Source organism: Bacillus sp. BD59S, assembly GCF_007363175.1.
GTDB classification, from domain to species: Bacteria; Bacillota; Bacilli; order Bacillales; family Bacillaceae_G; genus Bacillus_A; species Bacillus_A pacificus.
Genome location: NZ_CP034686.1, coordinates 4,755,794 through 4,768,045, shown reverse-complemented (window position 1 = coordinate 4,768,045; position 12,252 = coordinate 4,755,794). Strand labels below are relative to the sequence as shown.

General features: G+C 38.2%; 15 protein-coding genes. 9 read left to right on the top strand and 6 right to left on the bottom strand.

Annotation, left to right across the window (positions count from 1 at the left end; genetic code table 11):
• Positions 1-21 precede the first annotated feature (21 nt).
• The 9 genes from EKQ63_RS27260 (at position 22) to EKQ63_RS27220 (ending at position 8,056) form a co-directional block, all read left to right on the top strand.
• Positions 22-531, top strand: a complete 510-nt coding sequence (locus EKQ63_RS27260; protein WP_087955088.1) for an acyltransferase — start codon at positions 22-24, stop codon at positions 529-531.
• Positions 532-673: 142 nt separating this feature from the next.
• On the top strand, positions 674-2,185 hold the full coding sequence (locus EKQ63_RS27255) for a tetratricopeptide repeat protein (RefSeq protein ID WP_016718902.1): 1,512 nt from the start codon (positions 674-676) through the stop codon (positions 2,183-2,185).
• An 84-nt stretch (positions 2,186-2,269) separates the two neighbouring features.
• On the top strand, positions 2,270-3,226 hold the full coding sequence (gene trxB / locus EKQ63_RS27250) for a thioredoxin-disulfide reductase (RefSeq protein ID WP_143881665.1): 957 nt from the start codon (positions 2,270-2,272) through the stop codon (positions 3,224-3,226).
• A gap of 165 nt (positions 3,227-3,391) precedes the next feature.
• The gene (locus EKQ63_RS27245) at positions 3,392-4,198 is read left to right on the top strand and encodes a DUF368 domain-containing protein (RefSeq protein WP_000455203.1); all 807 of its coding nucleotides are present in this window, start codon (positions 3,392-3,394) and stop codon (positions 4,196-4,198) included.
• 228 nt (positions 4,199-4,426) lie between these two features.
• Positions 4,427-4,885, top strand: a complete 459-nt coding sequence (locus tag EKQ63_RS27240; protein WP_001190080.1) for an NUDIX hydrolase — start codon at positions 4,427-4,429, stop codon at positions 4,883-4,885.
• Between the two features lie 20 nt (positions 4,886-4,905).
• Positions 4,906-5,787: an RNase adapter RapZ gene (gene rapZ, locus EKQ63_RS27235; RefSeq protein WP_087955086.1), complete on the top strand. Its 882-nt coding sequence runs from the start codon at positions 4,906-4,908 to the stop codon at positions 5,785-5,787.
• A 3-nt stretch (positions 5,788-5,790) separates the two neighbouring features.
• Positions 5,791-6,744 (top strand): gluconeogenesis factor YvcK family protein, encoded by a 954-nt coding sequence (locus EKQ63_RS27230; RefSeq protein ID WP_000712175.1) that lies wholly within the window; start codon positions 5,791-5,793, stop codon positions 6,742-6,744.
• Between the two features lie 89 nt (positions 6,745-6,833).
• Positions 6,834-7,784: a DNA-binding protein WhiA gene (gene whiA, locus EKQ63_RS27225; protein ID WP_000006561.1), complete on the top strand. Its 951-nt coding sequence runs from the start codon at positions 6,834-6,836 to the stop codon at positions 7,782-7,784.
• Positions 7,785-7,807: 23 nt separating this feature from the next.
• Positions 7,808-8,056 (top strand): HPr family phosphocarrier protein, encoded by a 249-nt coding sequence (locus tag EKQ63_RS27220; RefSeq protein ID WP_000250307.1) that lies wholly within the window; start codon positions 7,808-7,810, stop codon positions 8,054-8,056.
• A gap of 398 nt (positions 8,057-8,454) precedes the next feature.
• Here the strand turns inward: EKQ63_RS27220 and clpP are convergent, their stop codons facing one another.
• The 6 genes from clpP to spoVAC all read right to left on the bottom strand — a co-directional run bounded on the left by clpP (position 8,455) and on the right by spoVAC (position 12,224).
• Positions 8,455-9,036 carry an ATP-dependent Clp endopeptidase proteolytic subunit ClpP gene (gene clpP, locus EKQ63_RS27210; RefSeq protein WP_001049162.1) on the bottom strand — a complete coding sequence of 194 codons (582 nt, stop codon included), beginning with the start codon at positions 9,034-9,036 and terminating at the stop codon, positions 8,455-8,457.
• Positions 9,037-9,277: 241 nt separating this feature from the next.
• Positions 9,278-10,147, bottom strand: a complete 870-nt coding sequence (locus EKQ63_RS27205) for a DUF421 domain-containing protein (RefSeq protein WP_000018910.1) — start codon at positions 10,145-10,147, stop codon at positions 9,278-9,280.
• 20 nt (positions 10,148-10,167) lie between these two features.
• On the bottom strand, positions 10,168-10,374 hold the full coding sequence (locus EKQ63_RS27200) for a DUF1657 domain-containing protein (protein ID WP_002167398.1): 207 nt from the start codon (positions 10,372-10,374) through the stop codon (positions 10,168-10,170).
• 9 nt (positions 10,375-10,383) lie between these two features.
• Positions 10,384-10,734, bottom strand: coding sequence for a stage V sporulation protein AE (gene spoVAE / locus EKQ63_RS27195; protein WP_000575919.1), 351 nt, complete (start codon positions 10,732-10,734; stop codon positions 10,384-10,386).
• The gene (gene spoVAD / locus EKQ63_RS27190; RefSeq protein WP_000938952.1) at positions 10,731-11,747 is read right to left on the bottom strand and encodes a stage V sporulation protein AD; all 1,017 of its coding nucleotides are present in this window, start codon (positions 11,745-11,747) and stop codon (positions 10,731-10,733) included. The genes spoVAE and spoVAD overlap by 4 nt, the downstream gene beginning before the upstream one ends.
• On the bottom strand, positions 11,748-12,224 hold the full coding sequence (gene spoVAC / locus EKQ63_RS27185) for a stage V sporulation protein AC (protein ID WP_016099831.1): 477 nt from the start codon (positions 12,222-12,224) through the stop codon (positions 11,748-11,750).
• Positions 12,225-12,252: the final 28 nt, after the last annotated feature.

Genomic DNA, 12,252 nt, shown 5'->3' with positions numbered 1-12,252 from the left:
ATAAGTAGAGGAGCGAGTGAAGTGCGACGGACAACGCGCTATCCTGTTTCAGGAGAGAATTCATTATGGAATGTGTATAAAACAGTGTCTTTTTGGAAGGTAATGAAAAACTTTATGATTATCCAAATTGCACGTTATACACCTTTTTTATCGGTCAAGAATTGGTTATACCGCACATTTTTGCGGATGAAAGTAGGAAAGAAAACATCGTTTGCGCTTATGGTAATGCCGGACATTATGTTCCCAGAAAAGATAACTGTGGGAGAAAATACGATTATTGGCTATAACACGACGCTTTTAGCGCACGAATATTTAATTCGCGAATATCGACTTGGAGAGATCTTCATTGGAAACGAAGTGATGATCGGAGCAAATACGACTATATTACCAGGTGTGAAAATTGGAGATGGCGCAATTGTTTCAGCTGGCACACTCGTTCATAAAGATGTACCGAGTGGTGCTTTCGTAGGTGGAAATCCAATGCGTGTTATTTATACAAAAGAAGAAATGGATGCTAGAGAAGGTCGATGATAAAAATGTAACATTTCTCTTCTTTTTTAATGAATAAAAAGGAAATAATTGAGTATAATATACTGTTTTGTTTTTTACGGAATCGTTTATACTTATAGATAGAAGAATGTGTGAACGAAGAAAACAAAAAACTGGAGGATATATGGGGAAAAATCAAAGAATATATAAGGAGAACGGACAAGTTATCTCTTTTAATCAATTAGCGGACTTCTTTTATAAAAAAGGGATGAGGGCTTACAAAGGACAAAAATTGCAAGATGCAATTAAATATTTTCGAAGAGCGGCACAAAGCGAGAAGGAGCCGTTTATTTTATGTCAATTAGCAACAGTATTATCTGAGGCTGGTGAATATCAAGAGTCAAATCAAACCTTCTTTAAGCTTGTTAGATCTAATCCAGAACTTGAACAGTGTTATTATTTTATTGCAAATAATTATGCGTATATGGGGCTATTTCAGCAGGCGAAGAAGTATGCGGATCGCTATTTAGAAGTTGCAGAAGAGAAGGAATTCGTAGAAGATACATTAGAATTACTTGAAATTATGGAAGAAGAAGCGATGGGTGCGGAAGAGATTGAGGATGAAGATGATTTAATTGTTATGCAGGAAGAAGCCAATCGTTATATTCGTAACGGACAATTGGAAGAAGCAATTGCTACATTAGAAATTGTTACGAAAGATTATCCGGAATTTTGGTCGGGGCATAATAATTTAGCCATTGCGCATTTTCAATCTGGTAATGTAGATAAGGCACTGAAGTTAACGGAAATGATTTTAGAGAAAAATCCAGGTAATATACATGCGCTTTGTAATACGCTTATTTTTCTATATTCAATTGGAGAGCATAAACAAGTAGAGGCGTTAGCTGCTCAGTTAGTTTCGGTATATCCGATTTCGTTTGAACATCGTTTGAAACTTGGGACGACACTTGCAACAATTGGTCATTTCGAGCCTGCATATAAATGGTTCAAATTATTAAAGCGTCAAGGATACGAAGGAGACGTTAGTTTTTATTATTGGTTTGCATATTCTGCGTATATGGTAAAAGATCAGCAAGTAGCTGAAAAAATGTGGCAACATGTTGTAGAATTGCACCCTGATAAAAAGGGAAAAGAACCGTGGAATGCATTGAATTTAGCGGATGAAGGACAAAACGTGTTATTTGAAGAATTACGAAAATCATTTCAGCAAAGTGCGACGCTAGAGGAACAAATGCTAGCTTTATATTTAATGAATGAATTATCAACGCCAGAGAAGGTTGGATTCTTCTTTGATGTAACGCAGGCGAAGAATGGTGTTCCGATCGTATCGCAACTTGCAAAGTATTTCTTTTTACTGAATAGCCATAAGAGTATTCCAGCTGATTTACAGCAATTTGAACAGTGCGCTCGAATCGCGGATGCTTTATACAATTATACGAAAAAAGATGATGAATTAATCGAAGAGTGTTTACAATTTTGGTTTTGTACGTTCATACGTTTATATACATCTGGGGCAGTTTTTACAAATGTATACGGGTGGTCAGCTGCGGTTGAATATATCGTACGCAGTGAACAAGGAAATAAGATGACACAGTCGGAGCTCGGAGATGTGTATAATGTATCTGTAGCGACTGTTCGAAAGTATGTGCAAGCTGTTAAGCGTACGCACACATAGATAAGCAAATCATTGGGAAAAAAATGATGCGAACAGTATAATGAGGGTAACTTAATTGTGTAGGAATGGATAGGAGTGAATAGTGTGTCGGAAGAAAAAATTTATGATGTCATTATTATTGGTGCAGGACCAGCTGGTATGACAGCTGCAGTATATACATCTCGTGCGAATTTAAGCACATTAATGCTTGAGCGTGGTATTCCAGGCGGACAAATGGCAAATACAGAAGATGTAGAAAACTACCCAGGTTATGAGTCCATTTTAGGACCAGACTTATCAAATAAAATGTTTGAGCATGCGAAGAAATTTGGTGCTGAATATGCATACGGTGATGTGAAAGAAGTCATCGATGGTAAAGAATACAAAACAATTATTGCTGGTAAAAAAGAATATAAAGCACGTGCAATTATCGTTGCAAGTGGTGCAGAGTATAAAAAAATTGGTGTACCAGGTGAAACAGAACTTGGCGGCCGCGGTGTATCATATTGTGCGGTATGTGATGGCGCATTCTTTAAAGGTAAAGAACTTGTAGTTATTGGCGGCGGAGATTCTGCTGTTGAAGAGGGTGTGTTCTTAACACGTTTCGCATCAAAAGTAACGATCGTTCACCGTCGTGACACGCTTCGTGCACAGAAAATTTTACAAGATCGTGCTTTCCAAAATGAAAAAGTAGACTTCATTTGGAACCACACGATAAAAGAAATTAACGAAGCAAATGGTAAAGTAGGAAGTGTAACACTTGTAGATGTAAACAGTGGAGAAGAGAAAGAAGTCAAAACTGACGGCGTATTCGTATACATCGGTATGCTACCACTATCAAAACCATTTGTTGAACTAGGTATTACAAATGGAAATGGTTACCTTGAAACAAACGAGCGTATGGAAACGAAAGTTCCTGGTATTTTCGCAGCAGGTGATGTTCGCGAAAAAATGCTACGTCAAATTGTAACTGCAACAGGTGATGGTAGTATTGCAGCACAAAGTGCACAACATTACGTAGAAGAATTATTAGAAGAACTAAAAACTGTATCAGAAAAATAAGGGATAACATACCTTTTGAGAAGAAGGCTACCGATAGGAGCTTTCTTCTTTTTTTGTGTGAAAATGTCAAAGTTTTGTCAAAAAATATTGGGATTATAAGCTTTCTTATTGATATACTGGACTTTACGGAAAAAATCACTATAAGAAATGAGGAATTTATTCAGTATGGAATGGCGTAATATATATCGTGGATTTTGTATGGGCGTTAGTGATTTAATTCCTGGTGTGAGCGGCGGTACAATCGCTGTTGTGTTAGGGATTTATGAACAATTGCTTGCGGCAATTAGCGGATTCTTTAGTCGTGAATGGAAAAAACATTTAGGATTTTTAATTCCCCTTGCAGCTGGTGTGGCAGCAGCATTTTTAACGTTAAGTCACGTTATTAAATATTTACTTGCAAATCATTATGAACCGACTCAATTTTTCTTCCTCGGTTTAATTATTAGTATATTACCGATGTTAATGAGAGAAGCCGATGCAAAGTCGTCGTTTAAAGGTAAGCATATTGTTTTATTAATAGTTGCAGCAATTCTTGTTGCGATTACAGCTTTCTTTAAACCAGATAAGACAGCAGACCCAATTACGACGTTAACAATTTTAAATGCAATTGGCTTATTTTTTGCAGGGTGGATGGCTAGTATGGCGATGTTACTTCCTGGAATTAGCGGATCATTTATTTTGTTAATTATTGGTGTATATCCGACAGCAATTAATGCTTTAACTACACTCAACTTACCTTTAATCGCAGTTATTGGTGCTGGCGTTATGGTAGGGTTCGTTGTAAGTAGTAAAGGAATTAGTTTCTTATTAGATCGATATAAAAGTATGACATTTGCGGCAATTATTGGACTAGTTATCGGTTCGATTGTAATTGTGTTCCCTGGTATTCCAACTGGAGGATTTTCAATTATAAGTTCAATTATTACCTTTATTTTAGGATTTGCGATTGTTACTTATTTCGGTAAGAAATAAAGGCTTTAGTCCCCTTGGCGATAAAAATCGTTAAGGGGATTTTTCATGCTATTCACGGAAAGTCCAGGCATTTACATTGCTTGTTATAGAAAGCTTTCTTAAAATTGTTGAGTAGCGTATGCTTAGCGAAAGGGGACTGGCTCCTTCGTTGTAGCAAACTGTTTTTGATAGTATAATGAAATGAGTATGCAGTGAGAAATTTGCTGCAAGTAGCTGAGGTGAAGAAACATGCAAAGAGTGACAAACTGTGTGTTAATTAGAGATAATGAAGTACTCTTACTCCAAAAACCTCGCCGGAATTGGTGGGTTGCACCAGGCGGAAAAATGGAGCGCGGTGAGACTGTAAGAGATTCCGTTGTTCGCGAGTATCGTGAAGAAACAGGTATTTATTTAAAGAACCCAGCGTTAAAGGGGGTCTTCACCTTTGTTATCCAAGAAGGTGATAAAGTTGTTTCTGAATGGATGATGTTCTCCTTTTTAGCGACAGATTTTGCAGGAGAAAACAAACTAGAGAGCGAAGAAGGCATCATTGGTTGGCATACATTTGATAAAATTGATGATTTAGCAATGGCACCAGGAGATTATCACATTATTGATTATTTAATTAAAGGAAATGGCATAATCTACGGTACATTTGTATATACCCCAGATTTTGAGTTGCTTTCATATCGATTAGATCCGAGTTAAACCGTCAAGGAGAGGATACGATGACAGAGAATAATGATATAAAAATGGTAATTATTACAGGAATGTCTGGAGCTGGAAAGACAGTAGCTTTACAAAGTTTTGAAGATTTAGGATATTTCTGTGTGGATAATTTACCACCGATGTTATTGCCGAAGTTTATTGAGCTTATGGCGGATTCAAAAGGAAAAATGAATAAAGTAGCACTTGGTATTGATTTACGTGGCCGAGAGTTTTTCGAACATTTATGGGAAGCACTTGATGATTTATCAGAACGTACATGGATTATTCCTCATATTTTATTCTTAGATGCGAAAGATAGCACGCTTGTAACTCGTTATAAAGAAACGAGACGCTCACATCCACTTGCACCAACTGGTTTACCGTTAAAGGGAATTGAAGCAGAGCGTAGCCTATTAACAGATATGAAGGCACGCGCTAATATTGTGCTTGATACATCTGATTTAAAACCGAAAGAATTACGTGAAAAAATTGTTCACCTATTTTCAACTGAAACTGAGCAAGCATTTCGTGTAAATGTTATGTCATTTGGATTTAAGTACGGTATTCCAATTGATGCAGATTTAGTATTTGATGTTCGTTTTTTACCAAATCCATATTACATTCCACATATGAAGCCATTAACAGGACTAGATGAAGAAGTTTCATCGTATGTGCTGAAATTTAATGAGACGCATAAGTTTTTAGAGAAATTGACTGATCTTATCACTTTCATGCTGCCTCATTATAAGAGAGAAGGCAAGAGTCAACTTGTAATTGCAATTGGATGTACAGGTGGACAGCATCGTTCTGTTACGCTTACAGAATACCTTGGGAAACATTTGAAACCAGAGTATAGCGTTCATGTATCTCATCGTGATGTGGAGAAGAGAAAGGGTCATTAAGGGATGAAAAAAGAGAGGAAACCTAAAATTGTTATCATGGGAGGCGGAACGGGACTTTCTGTTTTATTACGAGGATTAAAACAATATCCGGTTGATATTACAGCAGTTGTTACAATCGCTGATGATGGTGGCAGTTCAGGTAGATTACGTGATGAGCTAGAAATTCCACCCCCAGGTGACATTCGTAACGTACTTGTTGCGTTATCAGATGTAGAGCCACTGGTGGAAGCTTTATTTCAGCATCGTTTCACAACGGGAGATGGGCTGAAAGGTCATGCGTTAGGAAATTTATTATTGGCAGGTATGACCTCGATTACAGGAGACTTCTTCCATGCTATTACAGAAACGAGTAAAGTTTTAAATGTTAGAGGACGTGTATTACCGGCAGCGAATCAAAGTGCAGTACTGCATGCGGAACTAGAAGATGGAGAAATTGTAACAGGTGAATCAAAGATTCCTTATTTCGGAAAGAAGATTAACCGTGTCTTTTTAACTCCAGAAGATGTAGAGCCGTTACATGAAACGTTGACTGAAATTAAACGAGCTGATTTACTTGTTTTCGGTCCAGGAAGTTTGTATACGAGTATATTGCCGAATTTAGTTGTTAACAAAATTGGGGACGCTGTTCTTGCTGCAAAAGCGAAGAAGGTATATGTGTGTAATGTTATGACGCAAGCTGGTGAAACGATGGGATATACTGCGTTTGATCATGTGCAGGCGTTACATGATCATTTAGGTGAACCATTTATCGATACTGCAATTGTAAATAACCGTGATATTCCTTGTGAATTACGTCAGTTATATGAGGAAGAAATGTCAGCGCCAGTTGTAGTAGATGAAGAGCGTTTTACTGAAAATAATATTAATGTGATTCAAGATCAATTAGCGAAGTATGATGACCGTGTTGTAAGACACGATACATTAAAACTAGCTTCTATTTTATATTCACTGTTGTAGATGTGCGTTGCCTCGTTTGAGGTAACGCTCCTCATTTCATATAGGACAAGATTTTTGTTCCACAATAATCGTATAAGGAGGTGTTGACTGTGTCATTTGCATCAGAAACAAAGAAAGAGTTGACGAATCTGGAGATGAAGGAATGCTGTGAGAAAGCAGAATTATCAGCGTTACTTCGAATGAACGGATCGCTTTCTTTTTCAAATCGTCGTCTATCAATCGATATTCAAACGGAAAATGCGGCAATTGCAAGAAGGATTTATACGCTTTTGAAAAAAGGATATGACGTGACGGTAGAACTACTTGTTCGTAAAAAAATGCGATTGAAGAAAAACAATGTATATATCGTAAGGCTTGTTGAGAAGTCGCGCGAAATATTAGCTGATCTTCATATCGTTCGAGATGACTTTTCATTTATTCGAAATATATCACAAGAATTAATTGAGAAGAAATGTTGTAAACGATCGTATTTACGCGGTGCATTTTTAGCAGGTGGTTCAGTAAATAACCCAGAAACATCATCTTATCATTTAGAGATCTTTTCGTTATATAAGGAACATAATGATGCTATATGTGAACTGATGAACGGATTTGATTTAAATAGTAAGACGTTGGAAAGAAGAAAAGGGTACATTACGTATTTGAAAGAAGCAGAAAAGATTACAGAGTTTTTAAATATTATAGGTGCTCATAATGCACTTTTAAGATTTGAAGACATTCGAATTGTACGTGATATGCGTAATTCTGTAAATCGTTTAGTGAACTGCGAAACAGCTAATTTAAATAAAACAATTGGTGCAGCGCTAAGGCAGATTGAAAATATCCGCTATATTGATGAGACGGTTGGCCTTGATATATTGCCGGATAAACTACGAGAAATTGCGCAATTACGAAGAGATTATCAAGATGTAACATTGAAAGAGTTAGGTGAGATGGTATCCGGGGGGAAAATTAGTAAATCGGGTATTAATCATCGTTTGCGTAAAATCGATGATATTGCAGAGAAATTACGCGCGGGAGAAACGGTAGCAAAAAAATAAAAGGTTAAAGGGGAAATGGAGCTGTGGTTCAAAAAAGAGTTCAGGTTTCATTAAAAAACGGTTTACAAGCACGTCCGGCTGCGTTGTTTGTACAAGAGGCCAATCGCTTTCATGCAGATATCTTCATCGAGAAAGATGGGAAGACAGTAAATGCAAAGAGCATAATGGGGATTATGAGCTTAGCAATTGGTACTGGTAGCATGATAACAATTACAACAGAAGGTTCAGATGCAGAAGAAGCTTTAGAAGCATTAGCTGCATATGTACAATAAAAAGCTATCGCGCATGTGCGATAGCTTTTTTTGTTGTTTGGGGCTTGTTGGTGGGGGTATGTGGGATGTGCGTGCTTGTCGAGAATTGTCGGTAAGTCGATAAGTTGTGTCGAAACGTCGATATATTAAAATAATCGCCGATATAATTGGAGTTACGGTCGATATATTTGAAAAATCGCTGATATATTTCGGTTGATACTAGGTGGGGGATGCGGGCGGAGAACAGCATATAAAAAAAGCGCCCTGTTATAGGGCGCTTCCGCTTTTAATCTATCCAGCTCCAGCGGCTAGCTCTTCGTGTCTAAGAACCTTCCGCATAAGAAGGCAAAAAGCGCCTTTTATGCGAAAGAATCTTAGCCAATCAGAGCTAAACGAGCCGCTTTCGCTTTAAATATCTATTAACGATTTGTAAAAATCTTATCGATTAAACCGTATTCTAAAGCTTTTTCTGCTGTCATGAAGTTGTCGCGGTCTGTGTCGCGTTGTAATACTTCAAGTGGTTGACCTGTGCGGTCAGCAAGAATTTGGTTTAGTTTTTCACGTAAGAATAGGATACGTTTAGCAGCGATTTCGATTTCAGTCGCTTGACCTTGTGCTCCACCAAGTGGTTGGTGAATCATTACTTCACTGTTTGGAAGTGCATAACGTTTTCCTTTTTCACCTGCTGCAAGTAAGAATGCACCCATAGATGCAGCCATACCGATACAGATTGTTGATACTTGCGGTTTAATAAACTGCATTGTATCGTAAATTGCCATACCTGCTGTGATAGAACCACCAGGGCTGTTGATGTAGATGTGAATATCTTTTTCTGGATCTTGAGATTCCAAGAATAAAAGCTGGGAAACGATTGAGTTAGCTACGTTGTCATCAATTGCGCTACCAAGCATAATGATGCGGTCTTTTAATAGTCGAGAGTAAATATCGTAAGCGCGTTCTCCACGATTTGTTTGTTCAATTACTGTAGGAATTAAATTCATCTGTTATTTCCTCCTTATAAAGCTTTCTTAGTCTTATAATACAATTATGGTCAATAAAGGTCAAACGAAACCACTTTAAATCAAAAAAATATGTAGTTGTACCATGAAATATTCGCTATGTTTTTGAAATTCCCTGCTTATGTATCTTCAACATCATAACCGAATTACATAAATTTAAACGTTATAAAAACTGTAGAAAAAAAGAAAAGAACGCCTTTTGACTGAAGCGTTCTTTCGATATCTATTCTTTTAAAAGATAGGTTACTTTATTTAAAATCTTTTCGATTTGTTTCGCGTTTTTACTATACATTTCGCTTGCTGATTTCGACTTTGTTTCTAGGGAAAATAGTTCAAGATCAGCATGACATTTTTTTAATGATGCTAATAATAAAGGTTTGTTTTGAGGAGAAGGCATTTGTAGTTTGTCATTATAAATGTCGATAGTCAGTTGTCCGTATGAATCAACTTGACCGAGAAAGACATTTTCGATAACAACACCGAGCTTTTCTAGTTCAGCATGTAGCCAAGCGCGGTTATGTCCACTTGCGGATAGCGGTTCATCTAAGACATTGCCATCCATAATAACAGTTTGTGGTTCTTTTTCATTCGGCACTTTTAAACCGATGTCTTTTGCTGTGAGTGGTTGGCGATCTTTCTTTAATAATACATTTAATTCTCCGCTCGGTTCTAGTACAGCAAATTCAACATCAGCTACGCTGAAAGCATCTTTTCCACGGAGAAGTTCCAGTAATTCGTCACTTGTATATTTTTCTTTCTTCAAGTTATCTTCGAGTATCTTTCCGTCTTTTATTAATACGGTAGACTTTCCTTCAAAAAAATCTCGAGCTGTTTTGTTCTTTAAAGAGAGGATTCCTGTTAAAAAAGGTACCACAGCGAAAATGAGTATCGCAAAGACGCCGTGAAAAAATTTTGAATCGAGCCCTGTAGATACTTGGGCAGCGATGTCACCGATTGTCATTCCGGCTATGTATTCAAAAAAGGAGAGCTGAGAGATTTGTCTTTTCCCTAACCATTTCGTAATAGCGAATAAAATAATTAATATGAATACAGAGCGAAGAATGACAAGTGTCCATTCCGGCAGGTGAGACATAGTCATTTCCTCCAGTCTACTTAAAACCCTTTATATTGAGGTTCTTCACGTTCTAATACTGAAACTCTATTTTGTAAATCAGCGATGATGCTGTCCATTTCTAACATACATTCATGAAATACACGTTTTGATTCTGCGTCCTGTGAATTTAGTGAGAGGGAGCTTAAACTTGCTTGAGCGCCCCTTACACTAGCAAGGCAGGTTTTGACGCTAGCGATAACTGTCATACGAACACCTTATCCTTTCGGTTTGAATAGCAATGCTCCGATGAATCCAAAAATAATAGCTGCAGATACACCGGCGCTTGTTACTTTAAACATGCCGGTAATAACGCCAACGATGCCATGTTTTGCAGCTTCTTCCATTGCGCCGTGAACGAGGGCATTACCAAAGCTTGTAATAGGTACGGTTGCCCCAGCTCCAGCGAAGTCGATTAATGGTTCATACAAATTGAATCCATCTAATATAGCTCCAGCAACAACGAGTGTTGCCATTGTATGAGCGGGTGTTAGCTTGCCGACATCAAACATAAGTTGGCCGATTACACATATGAGTCCGCCAATGACGAAAGCCCAGAAAAAAATCATTGCGTTGCACCTCCGAATTCAATTGAAACGGCGTGAGCGATGCACGGAATCGTTTCTTCTTGTTGGAATGTAAGTGGAGATAGTAAAGCGCCTGTCGCAACGACAAGTATTTTTTTGAACTCTCCTCTTTTCATTCGGTTTAATAAATGACCGTACACGACTGTTGCGGAACATCCTGGTCCACTAGCCCCAGCTATGACAGGTTGCCCTTCTCTATAAATGAGTAGCCCGCAATCTTGAAACTGTTCGCTCGTTACTTTCGTTCCGTGTTTATGTAATAAGTCATAAGCAATTTCGCGACCGACATGTCCGAGGTCACCGGTTACGATTAAATCGTAGTAAGAGGCGTCAATTTGACGTTCACGTAAGTGGGCCTCAATTGTATCAACGGCAGCTGGAGCCATTGCGCCTCCCATATTAAACGGATCTGTTAATCCCATATCAACCACTTTTCCGATTGTTGCGGACGTTACCCTAGGGCCGTGTCCAGTATCGCTTAAAATAGCGGCTCCTGCTCCAGTTACTGTCCACTGCGCAGTAGGTGGCTTTTGTCCACCATATTCGGTAGGGTAGCGGAACTGTTTTTCTACAGCGGTGTTATGACTTGATGCCCCCGTTAATAAATATTTTGCGCCTTTTGCATTTACGATACTCGCCCCAAGTGCTAAACCTTCCATAGAAGTAGAACAAGCGCCGAATAGTCCGAGATAAGGAGTGCCCAGTGTACGGCAAGCAAAGCTTGTAGGGGTGATTTGATTAATTAAATCACCTGCGAGTACAAATTGAATATCATCTTTACGAAGTTCTGCTTTTTCAGTGGCGCGGCTACAAGCTTCTTCGAACAAAATTTTATGTGCTTTTTCATAGGAATCTTGTCCGAGCCATAAATCTTCATGAAGGATATCGAAGTCTTCTGGGATTTTCCCTTTTGCTTCAAACGGTCCGCCAACGACTCCAGTTGAAATGATAACTGGTTTGTTTTCAAATACCCACGTTCGGTGTCCTTGTAACATTTATAGCCCTCCCCATTGAACGAGAATCGTTTTAATAAGTGCGATGACGAAAGCCGAAAATACACCAAATAAAATAACAGAACCAGCTAATTTAAACATGTTACCGCCAACGCCAAGGACAAATCCTTCCGTCCGGTGTTCGATACATGCGGCGATAACAGAGTTACCAAATCCAGTGACAGGTACAGCTGTCCCAGCACCTGCAAATTGACCGAGACGATCATATACGCCGAATCCAGTTAGTAACATTGAGATGAAAATAAGAGTTGCGACTGTTGGGTTTCCTGCTGAACGTTCAGTGAAATCGAAATACGTAATATAAAAAGTAGAAATGAGTTGCCCAATTAGGCAAATGAAACCACCAACGAAAAAGGCTTTTATACAGTTTTTTAAGACAGGACGCTTCGGTTCGCGTTCTTGCTCAAATTTTTTATATTCCTGTTGTACAGGGGTTAAGTTTTTATCTTTACTAGACATTTAAATCCTTCCTTTTCTATTCGAAAGC

Bases quoted from the DNA above. Each gene is read 5' to 3' on its own strand.
- EKQ63_RS27255 (WP_016718902.1), top strand. From the start codon at position 674: ATGGGGAAAAATCAAAGAATATATAAGGAGAACGGACAAGTTATCTCT.
- EKQ63_RS27245 (WP_000455203.1), top strand. From the start codon at position 3,392: ATGGAATGGCGTAATATATATCGTGGATTTTGTATGGGCGTTAGTGAT.
- EKQ63_RS27240 (WP_001190080.1), top strand. From the start codon at position 4,427: ATGCAAAGAGTGACAAACTGTGTGTTAATTAGAGATAATGAAGTACTC.
- rapZ (WP_087955086.1), top strand. From the start codon at position 4,906: ATGACAGAGAATAATGATATAAAAATGGTAATTATTACAGGAATGTCT.
- EKQ63_RS27230 (WP_000712175.1), top strand. From the start codon at position 5,791: ATGAAAAAAGAGAGGAAACCTAAAATTGTTATCATGGGAGGCGGAACG.
- clpP (WP_001049162.1), bottom strand. From the start codon at position 9,036: ATGAATTTAATTCCTACAGTAATTGAACAAACAAATCGTGGAGAACGC.
- EKQ63_RS27205 (WP_000018910.1), bottom strand. From the start codon at position 10,147: ATGTCTCACCTGCCGGAATGGACACTTGTCATTCTTCGCTCTGTATTC.
- EKQ63_RS27200 (WP_002167398.1), bottom strand. From the start codon at position 10,374: ATGACAGTTATCGCTAGCGTCAAAACCTGCCTTGCTAGTGTAAGGGGC.
- spoVAE (WP_000575919.1), bottom strand. From the start codon at position 10,734: ATGATTTTTTTCTGGGCTTTCGTCATTGGCGGACTCATATGTGTAATC.
- spoVAD (WP_000938952.1), bottom strand. From the start codon at position 11,747: ATGTTACAAGGACACCGAACGTGGGTATTTGAAAACAAACCAGTTATC.
- spoVAC (WP_016099831.1), bottom strand. From the start codon at position 12,224: ATGTCTAGTAAAGATAAAAACTTAACCCCTGTACAACAGGAATATAAA.